This is a genomic window from Arthrobacter sp. B1805 (assembly GCF_002929745.1).
Taxonomy (GTDB): domain Bacteria; phylum Actinomycetota; class Actinomycetes; order Actinomycetales; family Micrococcaceae; genus Arthrobacter_D.
In genome coordinates this window covers 144,993-158,001 of sequence record NZ_PJIQ01000001.1, presented here as the reverse complement: position 1 = coordinate 158,001, position 13,009 = coordinate 144,993, and the positions used below count along the sequence as shown (strand labels likewise).

Genomic DNA, 13,009 nt, shown 5'->3' with positions numbered 1-13,009 from the left:
GTTCCGGGGTTCTAGCCGGTGCACGACGCCGAGCGAGGAGGACGCCATGACCACCACACCGCAGACCGCAGAGCAGCGCTGGGCCCGCTTCCGGGAGGGCCGCGACGCCGCGCTCGCGGAAACGCACGGCTGGCTCACCCTGACGTCCTTCCAGTGGCTCGGCAGCGAGGCCGCCGAGGTCGGATCCGTTCCGGGCCTCTGGTCAGCAGCCGGAGGGACGGCACGCCTGACCGCTCGTCCCGAGCACGGCCTGACCGACCTGACCACCGGGCAGCTCGTGGACGGCACGATCACAGCGGCCCTGGAGGACGAAGCCTCGCTGCTGTGGGTGGCCCACGGCGGGTCGGACGGCCGACGGGTCGTCGTGGAGCTCGCGCGTCGCGCCGGCCGCTACGCCGTCAGGACCAGGGATGCCGAAGCCCCCACGCTGACGCGGTTCGCGGGAGTGCCGGTGTTCGACTACCGTCCCGACCTCGTGGTGCAGGGGCGGTTCGAGCCGTACGACGAACCGCGCGAGGAGCGCATCCGCACCGCGCATCCGGAGGTGCCGGGTACGGAGCGGATCGTGGGCGCCGTCGTGTTCTCCCTGCCGGGCGATGGTCGGGAGTACCGCCTCGAAGCCTCGCTGGAGGACGCCGGTTCCCTGGTCATCACGTTCAATGACAGCACCAACGGAAAGTCCACGGCTGCCTGGCGGAAGGTGACCGCGCGCAGGCCGCGACCAGACGGAACGGTCATCCTCGACTTCAACCGCGCCATCAACTACCCGAGCGCCTTCACCCCCTACGGCACCTGCCCGATGCCGGTCAGCGGAAACGCGATCGACGCGCCGATCGAGGCCGGCGAGAAGGACCCGACCATCTGACGGATCGCATATGCTCCTCCGCCGGGGAGCATCCAGGGGAAGCGGGCTCCTCAGGCTTCCCCCCGATGCCGGATCACGGCAGCGTCTCCGATGGAAGCGGCGCACAATGGTGGAGTGAGTGAGCTGACGGATGCACTGATCCCCCGTCCACGGCGCGAGCTGGCTCCAGGAGCCGTGCATGTTCCTGGCTGGCTCGGTCTGGAGCGCCAGCAGGAACTCGTCACCCTGTGCCGAGGGTGGGCGAGCGGACCGGTGCCCATGCGGGCCGTGACGATGCCGAACGGCGGCGTGATGTCCGTGAGGAGCGTGAGCCTCGGCTGGCACTGGCTCCCCTACCGGTACAGCCGCACGGCGGACGACGCCGGCGGTGGCGCCGTCGCCCCCTTCCCCGCCACGCTCCGGCTCCTCGGGCGAGACGCCGTGGCCACCGCGTACGGGGCGGAGGCCGGCTCGTCCTACGAGCCCGATGCCGCCCTGGTCAACTACTACGACGACGCAGCGAAGATGGGGATGCATCAGGACAGGGAGGAACGCATCAACGCGCCGGTCGTGTCCCTGAGCCTGGGATCGGCGTGCATCTTCCGCTTCGGCAATACGGAGAGCCGCAATCGGCCGTGGCAGGACGTGGAACTCGCGTCCGGAGACCTCTTCGTCTTCGGAGGCCCCTCACGGTTCGCCTATCACGGGGTCCTCCGGACGCTACCCGGCACGGCCCCCGAGGGCATCGGCTTCGACGGTCGGCTCAACATCACGCTGAGGCAGACCGGACTTGCCTAGCCTCCGGCGAGGATGATTCCCCGTGCATAGGCGGCCTGGCCGGCATGCTGCACGGCGTCGTCCAGTACGCTCACGAGCCGGACGAGCAGCGTCACCGGTGGGTCCCACCGTTCATCGACCACTTGTTGCAGATCCTCGTCATTGAGGCCTGCAACAAGGCTTTCGGACAGCGTGTGAACACTATCGAAGTAGTCCAGCAACTGCTGCGCCGACCCTACCCGCACGGCGTCGACCTGGTCGGACGAGTGTCCGTACCCGGTGTCGGCGGTCCCCAGCGCCAGTCCCCACCGATCGGCGTAACCGCTCGACAGCCATACCTCGTCGTGGCCGAAGGCCTCGGCGAAGTGGCTGTCCTCAACCCGGGTGAGGTGCCAGACGAGCCACGCTATGGAGTTGGCCGAGCCTGCGGGGCGAATGGACAACTGCTCCGCGTCGAGGCCGTCGACCGCGCTGCGCACCAGCTCGGGCAACCGCCCGAACGCCTCGGCGAGGACGTCGACCGACGTCACCGGCGGTCCCGGTCCGCCGCCGCGACCCGCGCAGCCACGAGCTGCTTGAAGCGTCGGCGCTGCTTGGCGGGGATCAGCGAGAGGAACTGCGGGTGATCGCGCAGAAAGTCCTGGGCCTCGGGGCAGTATGGCACGACGGCCAGACGCCGCCGGTGCGCGTTGAGCAGCACCGCCTGCATGAGCACGGGCTCGAGCCCCAGGCGGCGGAACCTCGGGTCGATGACCGCGTGCAGCAAGTGGACGTCTCCGCCGCGCATGTCGTACTGCACGTAGCCGGCCATGACGCCGTTGCGGTACAGCTCGAATCGCGAGAAGAGCGCGTTGTCACGGAACTTCTCGCGGGCATCGTCCACATTCCCGCGATTCCCGGCCTGGAGTTCGCGGCGCCCGAGCTCCTCCATCAGGGCGTCGTACCGCTCCCGCAACTCGGGGGCCGGGTGGTCCATGTCCAGAAGCTGGTACGTGCGGTTGCACAGCATGCGTAACTGGCGTGTCGATGCGGCGGAGAGATCGCCGGGAAAGCCGATGTCCTCGGTGCGAGGGACGGGAGCCAGGAGCGCGCGCTCGCTTCCCCAGGACTGCGTCACCCCATGCTGAGGTGCGGTCGGGTGATCGAGGATCTGGGGATGCTGTTCCATGGTTAACTCCACGTCCGGTGGGCCCATGGCCTTCTGCTCGACCAGTTCCTGCAGTCTAGGTGACCTCCGCCATATTGGAAAGCTCAGCCGGCTGTCAATGGCCGAAAGCGCCCCCGGGGGTTCGCACTCCCAGTGGAAACCTCCGATACCATTCCGCACCTGCTCCACCAGCAACCCCTGTTCGACTCTCGGGGCGGAGCGCCGTCGCGGGGTCGTCGTGCGATTCCGAGCGCCGGGAATGTCCCGGCCGGGCGCTACTATTTCTGCTATGCCTGTCGGGACAGGCTCGGATCGTGAGTCTGGGGAGACAGCACATGAAGCGTGGGCGGGTGCACTATCCGTTGCGTTACAGGCGCGCGCGGTCGCTGCTGTATGTCATCGGCCTGTTCTGGTTGTGGCTGTGGCTCGGCAGCGCCACCCTGCTGGACAATCTCTATCACTCGCCCCTCCATGCAGCCCTCGCCATGTACGCGATCGCCGTCGTCGTCCTCGTGTCCCTTCCCGCGGCTTTGCTCGCCGTCGCGCGCATGGTGCTGGCCCATCCTCGGCACAAGGGGCTCGTCGTGCAGTTGCCGCTCGCCCAGCAGCCACGGCCGGAATCCGCGCACTGGTGGTACGGCGAGAAGGTGTCCTGATCGGCGCCGCCGCCATCAGGACGACGACGGCGGGACGACGACGGCGCCTCCCTCCCGGGAAGCGCCGTCCGTGCCTTGCAACCTCGCGTTGGCGTAGGGCGGATCAGCCCACGCAGTCGCTGCAGAACTGCTGTCCGTCCTTCTCCGAGGCGATCTGGCTGCGGTGGCGCACCAGGAAGCACGAGGCGCAGGTGAATTCGTCGTCCTGGGGTGGGATGACCTGGATGAGGAGTTCCTCACCGGAGAGGTCGGCGCCCGGCAGGTCGATGCCCTCCGCGGTGTCGGCGTCCTCCACGTCGACGGAGGATGACTGGGTACTACCGCCCCGGTTGGCCTGGAGCGCTTCCAGTGATTCCGCTTCCTTGTCCTCGTCGTTGTTGCGCGGTGCGTCGTAGTCAGTTGCCATGCCTGGTGCCGTTCTTCTGGGAGGTACTGGTGCCGCTGGGGCTTGTGCAGCAATCGAGTCTAGTGGCCGGGAGCGCGCCCGAACCCGTCTGGGGACCGTCCCCGTGATGCTTGTCATACCCGCCGGGGCGTGCGTCCGGAAGAAGATGCTGGACGCCCTCGCACGCCGCTGGCACGCTGGGACAGTCCTCTCCATCCGACCCACGGAGATCGCCATCGCTTCGTCGACCCTTCCTCCCACGCCGGCTTCACCCACCGCGGGCGACCACCTGCAGCGCCGCAACGTGCTGGTCGGCGTCCTCTTCGGGTGTGGCATCATCGCGTTCGTCGACGAGGCCGTCTTCCATCAACTGCTGCACTGGCACCACTTCTACGACCGCTCCACCCCGGCCGCCGGTCTCGTGTCCGACGGCGTATTCCACGCCTTCAGCTGGTTCGCGACGGTCGCCTCGCTCTTCCTGTTCGCGGACCTCAGGCGCCGCGACGCCCTGTCGATCCGCCGCTGGTTCGGCGGCATCCTGATCGGCATCGGCGCCTTCCAGCTGTTCGATGGCCTGGTGCAGCACAAACTGCTCGACCTGCACGAGGTCCGCTACGGAGTCGACCTGCTGCCCTACGACCTGATGTGGAACGGTGCAGCTCTCGCATTCCTCATCGCCGGGATCCTGGTGCTCCTGACGCTCCGGCGAGCGAACCGGCCGGCCAACCCCCGGCCTTGACCGACAGTTCCCATCACCCAGGCGGCACGGGACTCGCCGGTGGGGATCCCTCCGGCTTGGTCGCGGACACCGCGGTGGCGCTGGTGTGGATCGGGCTCGCCGTGCTGTACCTGCTCGCCGGACGGGCCGCCGCCCTGCGCGGACGCGACGACTGGAAAGCTCGGCGCACCCTCGCCTGGTCGGCCGGCGCGGGGCTGGGCCTGGCGGTGACAATGGGGCCGGTCGCCGATGCGGCTGCCGGAAGCTTCACCGTGCACACGGCCGTGCACCTCGTCCTCGGCATGCTCGTTCCGTTGCTGCTCGTCCTCGGCGCTCCGGTATCCCTGTTCCTGAGAGCGGTTCCCGTCGACGTGGGTCGGCGCTTCAGCAGGCTGCTCCGGGCGGCACCGTTGCGGCTGCTCACCCACCCTGTCGTCGCAACCCTGCTGAATACCGTGCCCATGGCTCTCCTGTACTGGGACGGCACCGGACTGACGATGCTTCACGATCCGGTGATCGGGCCCCTCCTGCACCTCCACTTCGTGGCGTCGGGCACCCTGTTCACCTACGCCGTCGTCGGGTTGGACCCCAATCCGCACCGCGCCCCCGCCTGGCTCCGGGGCAGCATGATCGGGCTGTCGATCGCTGTGCACGGAATCGTGGCGAAGCACCTGTATGCCGTTGGTGATCGGGGTGGACAGCCGGCGGACACGGAGCAGGCGGCACAGCTCATGTACTACGGCGGGGACGCGGTGCACGTGCTGCTGCTGGTCGTGTTCTGCGCACAGGTCTATGGCAGGGCGCATTCCAGAAATCCGTCGAAGCCCGATGCACATCCTTGATTCCTGGCCGTCTACTGCTGTTCATGATGATGAAGTGGACAGCATTGAGTCAGTCCGCATATAACTAGTTTGTAGAACTAGTTGACAGCACACTTCGTATTTCTGAGCGGAAGGTAGAAGAGCGATGACGCAGACGATCGGTGACACTCTTGGCCGAGGAGATACGGCCGTCGGCGCTCCCCTCCACTGCGGAGAACCCATGACCCTGCGCGAGACGTCCTATCGGGGGTCTTCCTACGGCCTGCTGCCGCAGCCGGTCACCGCGTTCGACGTCGAACTGGTCTGGGCGTGCTCGTGCGGGTTCCAGCTCTCCCACGAGGAGCCGTCCGAGCTCGCACTCCCGCTGTCTCCCGCTCTTCGTCGCGTCGCAGCCGCCGCCGCGGACCTCGAGTCGGTGCAGTGGCACCTCGACCAGCTCACGACCGAACTCGAATCGGCGGTGCTCCGGGCAGCCGACGCGGGTGCAGCAATCACCGACATCGTGGAAGCGGCTCACCTCGAACCCTGCGAGGTGCGGCAGCTCGTCTCCAGAAGCCACCTGCTTGTCGACGTAGGCTAGTCAAGGCGCTACCCGTTCCCGGGTCACGCCCTGCCCGCTGCGGGCCTGCCACGATCCAATGCAAGGGTGAACTGCAATGAACGAGCCCGAGTGGGTACAACACGCCATCTGGTGGCAGGTCTATCCGCTGGGATTCGTAGGAGCGGAGAAGGCGGCAACCCCGCACCCCGCTGACACTCACCGCTTGCTGGACCTGGTGCCGTGGCTCGACTACGCCGTAGGGCTCGGTGCATCGGGGATCGCACTCGGTCCCGTCTTCGCATCCGAGACGCACGGCTACGACACCACCGACTACTTCCGCATCGATTCCCGGCTCGGGACGTCGGAGGACTTCGACACGCTCGTCTCGGAAGCCCACCAGCGCGGATTGCGGGTTCTGCTCGATGGTGTCTTCAACCACACGGGCCGCTCCTTCGGCCCCTTCCGGGAAGTGCTCGAGCAGGGTCCTGCGGCGGCCAGTGCCTCCTGGTTCTCGCTCGAATGGCCTGCAGGAGCAGTTCCCGGCGTCGAACCCGGGTACCGGGACTTCGAGGGGCACCACCATCTCGTGGCGCTCGACCACACCGAACCGGCTGTCGCGGATTTCGTCGTCGAGGTCATGCAGCACTGGCTCCGGCGCGGTGCGGACGGCTGGCGCCTCGACGCGGCCTACGCGGTGCCGTCGTCGTTCTGGGCCGATGTGACGGCCCGCGTCCGCGCAGACCACCCCGATACCTACTTCGTCGGTGAGTACATCCATGGCGACTACGTCTCCGCGGTGGTGGACGGCGGCCTCGACTCGGTCACGCAGTACGAGCTGTGGAAGGCGGTGTGGAGTTCACTCAACGATGCGAACTTCTTCGAGCTCGCAGCCGCGCTCGAGCGCCACAACGCGCTCCTCGGGACGTTTGCGCCGCTGACCTTCATCGGCAACCACGACGTCACCCGCATAGCGAGCAAGCTCACCGACCCTGCGCTGGTCCAGCACGCCGTCGCCGTCCTGCTCACCGTCGGTGGCACGCCGTCAATCTACTACGGCGACGAGCAGGGCTACAGGGGCATCAAGGAGGACAGGGCAGGGGGCGACGACGACGTCAGGCCGCTCTTCCCCTCCTCACCTTCGGAGCTGTCTCCGATCGGTCAGCCGGTCTTCTCCGTGCATCAGGAGCTGATCGGCCTGAGGCGACGCCATCCGTGGCTGCACCGAGCGACGACGGACATCGTCCAGCTGTCCAACGAGGCGCTCGTGTATCGGATCGCTGCCAGCTCGTCGGAGAGCCTGGTGGTCGCACTGAACCTTTCACACGGCACCCTGTCGGTCGATGCGGCGGGCGCCGGCTCCGTGCTCGCCGGGCAGGCTTCGGTTGCCGCCGGCAGGGCTGTGCTGCCCGGGAGGGCCTGGGCGGTCCTGGGCTGACCGTCGTCTGCGCGCCTGCACGTCCCGCTCCGCCGGGCGGCATGATGGCTGGCGGTGGATAATTCAACCAACGGAACAATGCGGAGGTGGGGCGAATGGGCGCGGACGAACACGGCGGGGAGGTCGCGGTCGACTTCACGCCCTGGCCACGACCGGTCCCGATGCATGTCCTCAACGGCGTCAAGAAGGTGCTGCTGGTGGGCGCGATCCTTCTAGGCGTACATCAGCTCTTCCCCTCGACGTCCCTCGGCTCCTCCCTCAGCAGCACGTTCACCCTCCTCGTGGTGATGTCCTGGCTCGGGCCGCTCGTCCGGATCCTGGCAGCGAGACCGTGGGTCCGGCAGGCACCCGAGGAGTAGCTGCCGTCGCTGGGAACCAGAAAGGCGAGGCCCCTGATTGCAGGAGCCTCGCCTTTCTGTCATCCGTGGAGCTTAGGGGAATCGAACCCCTGACCTTTTCATTGCGAACGAAACGCTCTACCAACTGAGCTAAAGCCCCGGAACCACTAGCGGACACCAACACTGTACCCAAGAGGAGGGCCTGAGCCCAAAGCATCAACGGCACCCTGATCCCGAGACGGGGTGCCACGGGCCGGGAGTAGTCTTCTGCCCATGTCCCGCACGCCCCATCGGGCAACCCCCGGCCCGCTCACGTCCACCGACATCAGACCCTGGCCCGCCCTGTGGTCGCTCGTCATCGGCTTTTTCATGATCCTGGTCGACTCCACCATCGTCTCCGTCGCCACCCCCGCCATCATGGAAGGGCTGGGCGCCGGCATCGACAGCGTGATCTGGGTGACCAGCGCCTACCTGCTGGCGTACGCGGTGCCGCTACTCGTGACGGCAGGCTCGGTGACCGGTTCGGACCCAAGCGCGTCTACCTCGTGGGCCTCGTGGTCTTCACGCTGTCGAGTGCGTGGTGCGGACTCTCCGGCTCCGTGGAAGCGCTCATCCTGGCACGGGTCGTGCAGGGCCTGGGCGCAGCACTTATGACGCCCCAGACGATGTCCGTCATCACGCGGATCTTCCCGCCGGAGCGCCGAGGGGCCGCCATGGGGCTCTGGGGTTCGGTCGCGGGCATCGCGACGCTCATCGGACCGGTGCTCGGCGGCGTGCTGGTCGATTCCGCAGGCTGGGAATGGATCTTCTTCATCAACGTCCCCGTCGGAGTCGTCGGGTTCATCCTTGCCTCCCGCCTGGTTCCCACCCTGCCCACGACATCGCGCCGGTTCGACATGCTCGGCGTGTTCCTCAGCGCGGCCGGTCTGTTCTGCCTGGTGTTCGGCATCCAGGAGGGCGAGAGCTACGACTGGGGCAGGATCGCGGGCCCTCTCTCCGTGTGGTCGCTGATCATCACGGGCATCGTGCTCCTGGTCGCGTTCGTCATCTGGCAGCACGTCAACCGTGGCGAGCCCCTGGTTCCCCTCACTCTCTTCCGTGACCGCAACTTCTCGCTCGCCAACACCTCGATCACGGCCATGGGGTTCTCGATCACCACCATGGCGCTGCCTCTCATGCTCTACGCACAAACCGTCCGCGGCCTCTCCCCGACGCAGGCCGCCCTCCTGCTGACACCGATGGCCGTCGTCTCCGGAGTGCTGGCCCCGTTCGTCGGCAAGTACGTGCAGCGCAACAATCCCAAGTACATCGCCATCGCGGGGTTCGCCGGCCTGTCCGGCGCCCTCTTCTGGCTCGGGTCCATCCTCACCCCGGACGTTCCGATCTGGCAGTTGCTGCTCCCCGTCTCGCTCCTCGGCCTGTCGAGTGCCGGCATCTGGGCTCCCGTGTCCCTGACCGCGACCCGCAACCTCGCGCCCTCCCTCGCGGGGGCGGGATCCGGCGTCTACAACACGACGCGTCAGATGGGTGCAGTCCTCGGCAGCGCCGCGATCGCCGCTGTGATGCAATCGCGCCTGATGGCCAACCTCGGAGGCAGCGCGATGGGCGCCACACCGGGCGCGGCGCTTCCCGACCAGGCCCGGGCGGGTTACGCCCTGTCGATGGGGCAGGCGCTCTACCTGCCCGCCGTCGTCATCCTCCTCGGCCTGGCTGCTGCACTGTTCTTCGCCAGGCCGCAGAAGAACACAGCGTGGTCCGGCGACGCCGGCGCCGCATCAGCCCGGAAGGACGACGGGCCCGCGGACCGTCGTCGGGAGACGACACCTGCGGATTCCTGAGCTGTTGCCTCGGGGAACCACCGGTAGTCTTCTGCCATGGCTGATGAGACGCAGGACACCGTGAACGACACGTCGAAGGACTCCGGACCCGTCGACGCCAAGGAGGTGTCGGACGACTTCACTGTCCGGGACCACACCTCGCCCTCGGGCCTGAAGTACAGGACGACCACCGGTCGCCTCGTGCTGCGCCGGGAGGAGACGAAGGACGGCAAGGCGGACGGCTTCAAGCCGAAGGCCGAGATCTTCATCGTCGCGTACACCCAGCAGGACGCCGACCCGGGACGGCCCGTGACGTTCGCGTTCAACGGCGGGCCGGGGTCCGCCTCCGTCTGGCTGCACCTGGGCCTGCTGGGTCCACGGCTCGTCGATTCGGGCGACGTCGGCGCCATGACCAGCGCACCGTTCGGCCTCATCGACAATCCGGACACCCTGCTCCAATCGAGCGACCTCGTCATGATCGATCCCGTCAACACCGGCTTCTCCCGCGTGGTCGCAGGCGAGAAGGCCGACGAGTTCCATGCATTCGTGCAGGACAGGGACCTCGTCGCGGAAGTGATCCGCCTCTGGACCACGCGCAACAACCGCTGGCTGTCCCCGAAGTACCTCATCGGCGAGTCCTACGGCACCCTGCGCGCCGTCGCCGTCGCAGGGCGCCTGTTCGATGCCTACGGAATGGCGGTCAACGGCCTGGGCCTGATCTCCACGGTGCTGAACATGTCCACCCTGCGCTTCTTCCCCGGCAGTGACCTCCCCTACGCGCTGCACCTGCCCACCTATGCCGCCATCGCGCACTACCACGGCAGGCACGGTGACCGGGAGCTCGCCGACGTCCTGCGGGAGGCCGAGGACTACGCAGCGCGGGACTTCGGCTATGCCCTCACCCAGGGCAGCCGCCTGACGAGCGAGGAGCACGACGACGTCGTCGCGCGGCTCCATGCCATCACCACCCTCGACGAGGGATTCATCCGCCGGACCAACTTCCGCTGGGCGTACCACGAGTTCGCGGCGGAGATCCTCCGTGCCGAGGGGCTGGCCGTCGGCCGCATCGATGGCCGGTTCGCCGCGCGTCCGGACAACCTGCAGTCGTCTGACTCCTTCGATGATCCGAGCATCCGGGCCATCACGGGACCGTACTCCGCCGCAATGAACCACTACGTCCGCGCGGAACTCGGATACGAGAACGATCTCCCCTACGAGATCCTGACAGCCCGCGTGCAGCCCTGGAGCTACCGCACGTTCGAGGGCGCTCCCGTGGACGTCTCGGGAGTCCTCGAACGGCTCCTCGTCCACAACCCGAACCTGCGGGTGCACGTGGACTACGGCTACCACGACGGTGCGACCCCGCACTTCGCAGCCGAGTACGTGTGGGCGCACATGGATCTGGACGACGCCGCCCGCGCCCGCTTCACCCACCACTACCACGAGGCCGGGCACATGATGTACCTCAATCCGGTAGCACGGGATGCACAGTTGCGCGCCCTGCGAGCCTTCGTCACCGAGGGACGATCCCGCCCGGAATAGTACGTAGGATGATCGATACCGCAGCGACAGCCGCCGTCGGTTACTGACCATAAGGACTTCATCGTGCTGAAAAGGATCCTCTGGGCCCTGGTGCCCGTTATTGCCTCCCGTGTGCTGAGCAAGCGCGCCGGACAGCCGCCCCGCGCCAACAAGACCCGCTACAAGGGCCGCTCCGGCAGGTAGCAGGAAGGCAGTCCGGGACCAGGAAGGAACTGATCATCGCACCTCGGGACGAGGCCGGCTTCGCCGACATCCGAAGCTACGCAGCAATCGGTGACGGCCGAACGGTCGCGCTGGTGTCGCTCGACGGTTCGATCGACTGGTATCCCACGCCCGACCTCGATTCGACGCCGGCCTTCGCGCGCCTGCTGGACCGGGACGAGGGCTTCATGGCGCTGGCACCTACGGGGGACTTCACGGTGGAACGCCGCTACGCGGACGGTTCCAATGTGCTCGAGACGACGTTCACCACGGACACGGGTACCGTCCGCGTCACCGACTCCCTGAACACGGGCGTGGCGGGCAGGCTGCCGTGGGGCGAACTCGCCCGCCGCGTCGACGGCCTGGCTGGAGCGGTGGACATGGCTTGGTCCATCAGCCCTGGAACCTGCTTCGGAGCCGCCTCGCCCTGGCTCGACAACGGGCCCGACGACCCCGTCCTCCGCATCGATGCCGTCGGTCTCGGTATCCGCGGTATCAACCACGGGCTGAAGGCGCCCGAAGGCCAGTCCGTCGAGGGCGCCTTCACCACCTCGGAAGGCTCGCGGCACCTCGTCGCCGTCGTCTCCACCCATGGCGAGCCACTTCCGCTCCCCGATCCGCAGACCATCGACGACGGCGTGGACCGCACCATCCGCAACTGGCAGACCTGGTCCGACAACTTCGCCTACGACGGCGACTACCGACACGCTGTACTGCGCAGCGCGCTCACCCTGAAACTGCTGCTGCACAGCCCGTCCGGGTCCATCGCGGCAGCCGCGACCACCTCGCTGCCGGAGAGCGCGGCCGGCGGGAAGAACTGGGACTACCGCTACGCCTGGGTCCGGGACACCGCCTACACGCTGCACTCCCTCACGCGTGCCGGGCTCCGCGAGGAGGTCCATGCCGCGGTGTCGTGGATGCTGAAGAATCTCCGGTCCCAGGGTTCGGACCTGGAGGTGTTCACCCGCCTGAACGGCCAGCTGCCCGAGGGTACGGACCGGCCCGACCTCACAGGCTGGCGCGGCATCGCTCCCGTCGTCGACGGCAATCCCGCGGCGGGCCAATTGCAGCTCGGCGTCTTCGGGGACGTGTTCGACATCGTCTGGCAGTACGTCCAGGCCGGTCATGTGCTCGATCCGGCCACGATGCGCCAGCTCGCCGATCTGGCGGACCTGACGTGCGACATCTGGCACCGGCGCGACGCGGGCATGTGGGAGCTGCCCGAGGAACGCCATTACGTCACCTCGAAGCTGGGGTGCTGGAACGCGCTACGCTGCGCCGTGCTCCTGGTGGAGCGCGGGCAGCTGCAGGGTCCCGTCGAGCGGTGGGCGGCCGAGCGCGACCGCATCCGGGACTGGGTGCACGAGCACGGGTGGTCCGAGGAACGCCAGAGCTACATCTGGTACCCGGGATCGACCGATCTGGACGCGTCGATCCTCCTGCACGCCATAAGCGGCTTCGACACCGGCCCCCGCATGTCGTCCACCATCGACGCCCTCCGCGCCGAGCTGGGAGCGGGCCCGCTCCTCTACCGCTACAGCGGGATGCAGCGGGAGGAGGCAACCTTCGTGGCCTGCGCCTACTGGATGGTGTCGGCCCTTGTCGCCGTCGGACGGCGCGACGAGGCCGTCGACCTCATGGAGGAACTGCTGCCGCTCGCGAACGACGTCGGCATCATGTCCGAGATGATCGAGCCCTCGGACAACGCGTTCATGGGCAATGTCCCGCAGGGACTGAGCCACCTCGCGCTGATCGTGGCCGCCCTGTCCATCTCGGGCAAATCCTGA

13 protein-coding genes, 1 tRNA gene and 1 pseudogene are annotated in these 13,009 nt (G+C 67.6%); 11 read left to right on the top strand and 4 right to left on the bottom strand.

The window, feature by feature from the left end:
* Nucleotides 1–46: 46 nt before the first annotated feature.
* Together CXQ96_RS00825 and CXQ96_RS00820 are read left to right on the top strand one after the other, a co-directional pair.
* Complete coding sequence (locus CXQ96_RS00825; RefSeq protein ID WP_104116141.1) at nucleotides 47–865, top strand: DUF1684 domain-containing protein; 819 nt, start codon at nucleotides 47–49, stop codon at nucleotides 863–865.
* 114 nt (nucleotides 866–979) lie between these two features.
* Nucleotides 980–1,642, top strand: coding sequence for an alpha-ketoglutarate-dependent dioxygenase AlkB (locus tag CXQ96_RS00820; RefSeq protein ID WP_258058706.1), 663 nt, complete (start codon nucleotides 980–982; stop codon nucleotides 1,640–1,642).
* On the opposite strand, the gene CXQ96_RS00815 is transcribed toward CXQ96_RS00820, so the two are convergent.
* The gene (locus CXQ96_RS00815; RefSeq protein WP_104116139.1) at nucleotides 1,639–2,151 is read right to left on the bottom strand and encodes a DUF664 domain-containing protein; all 513 of its coding nucleotides are present in this window, start codon (nucleotides 2,149–2,151) and stop codon (nucleotides 1,639–1,641) included. The genes CXQ96_RS00820 and CXQ96_RS00815 overlap by 4 nt on opposite strands.
* A complete protein-coding gene (locus CXQ96_RS00810; protein WP_181036311.1) occupies nucleotides 2,148–2,789 on the bottom strand; it encodes a GNAT family N-acetyltransferase in 642 nt (213 codons plus the stop codon). Before CXQ96_RS00810 ends, CXQ96_RS00815 begins: the two co-directional genes overlap by 4 nt.
* Before the next feature lie 293 nt (nucleotides 2,790–3,082).
* On the opposite strand from CXQ96_RS00810, the gene CXQ96_RS00805 reads away from it, so the two are divergent.
* Nucleotides 3,083–3,424: a hypothetical protein gene (locus CXQ96_RS00805; protein ID WP_146070782.1), complete on the top strand. Its 342-nt coding sequence runs from the start codon at nucleotides 3,083–3,085 to the stop codon at nucleotides 3,422–3,424.
* 103 nt (nucleotides 3,425–3,527) lie between these two features.
* On the opposite strand, the gene CXQ96_RS00800 is transcribed toward CXQ96_RS00805, so the two are convergent.
* Nucleotides 3,528–3,830, bottom strand: a complete 303-nt coding sequence (locus CXQ96_RS00800; RefSeq protein WP_104116136.1) for a DUF4193 domain-containing protein — start codon at nucleotides 3,828–3,830, stop codon at nucleotides 3,528–3,530.
* 106 nt (nucleotides 3,831–3,936) lie between these two features.
* On the opposite strand from CXQ96_RS00800, the gene CXQ96_RS00795 reads away from it, so the two are divergent.
* The 5 genes from CXQ96_RS00795 to CXQ96_RS00775 all read left to right on the top strand — a co-directional run bounded on the left by CXQ96_RS00795 (nucleotide 3,937) and on the right by CXQ96_RS00775 (nucleotide 7,683).
* Nucleotides 3,937–4,548 carry a DUF2243 domain-containing protein gene (locus tag CXQ96_RS00795; RefSeq protein WP_258058705.1) on the top strand — a complete coding sequence of 204 codons (612 nt, stop codon included), beginning with the start codon at nucleotides 3,937–3,939 and terminating at the stop codon, nucleotides 4,546–4,548.
* Complete coding sequence (locus CXQ96_RS00790; RefSeq protein WP_181036310.1) at nucleotides 4,545–5,369, top strand: cytochrome c oxidase assembly protein; 825 nt, start codon at nucleotides 4,545–4,547, stop codon at nucleotides 5,367–5,369. The genes CXQ96_RS00795 and CXQ96_RS00790 overlap by 4 nt, the downstream gene beginning before the upstream one ends.
* A 124-nt stretch (nucleotides 5,370–5,493) precedes the next feature.
* A complete protein-coding gene (locus CXQ96_RS00785; RefSeq protein WP_146070781.1) occupies nucleotides 5,494–5,928 on the top strand; it encodes a hypothetical protein in 435 nt (144 codons plus the stop codon).
* A gap of 76 nt (nucleotides 5,929–6,004) precedes the next feature.
* Entirely contained in the window at nucleotides 6,005–7,324 is a 1,320-nt protein-coding gene (locus CXQ96_RS00780; protein WP_104116132.1) for an alpha-amylase family glycosyl hydrolase, read from the top strand.
* Nucleotides 7,325–7,419: 95 nt separating this feature from the next.
* Nucleotides 7,420–7,683: a hypothetical protein gene (locus tag CXQ96_RS00775; RefSeq protein WP_104116131.1), complete on the top strand. Its 264-nt coding sequence runs from the start codon at nucleotides 7,420–7,422 to the stop codon at nucleotides 7,681–7,683.
* A gap of 66 nt (nucleotides 7,684–7,749) precedes the next feature.
* Here CXQ96_RS00775 and CXQ96_RS00770 read toward each other — a convergent pair.
* Nucleotides 7,750–7,822: transfer RNA gene (locus CXQ96_RS00770), tRNA-Ala, on the bottom strand.
* Between the two features lie 113 nt (nucleotides 7,823–7,935).
* Here CXQ96_RS00770 and CXQ96_RS00765 point away from each other — a divergent pair.
* From CXQ96_RS00765 to CXQ96_RS00755, 3 genes and pseudogenes are all read left to right on the top strand, one after another.
* Nucleotides 7,936–9,500 (top strand): annotated as a pseudogene (locus CXQ96_RS00765) (DHA2 family efflux MFS transporter permease subunit).
* Between the two features lie 36 nt (nucleotides 9,501–9,536).
* Entirely contained in the window at nucleotides 9,537–11,021 is a 1,485-nt protein-coding gene (locus CXQ96_RS00760) for a S10 family peptidase (RefSeq protein ID WP_146070780.1), read from the top strand.
* A 218-nt stretch (nucleotides 11,022–11,239) separates the two neighbouring features.
* Entirely contained in the window at nucleotides 11,240–13,009 is a 1,770-nt protein-coding gene (locus CXQ96_RS00755) for a glycoside hydrolase family 15 protein (RefSeq protein ID WP_219816071.1), read from the top strand.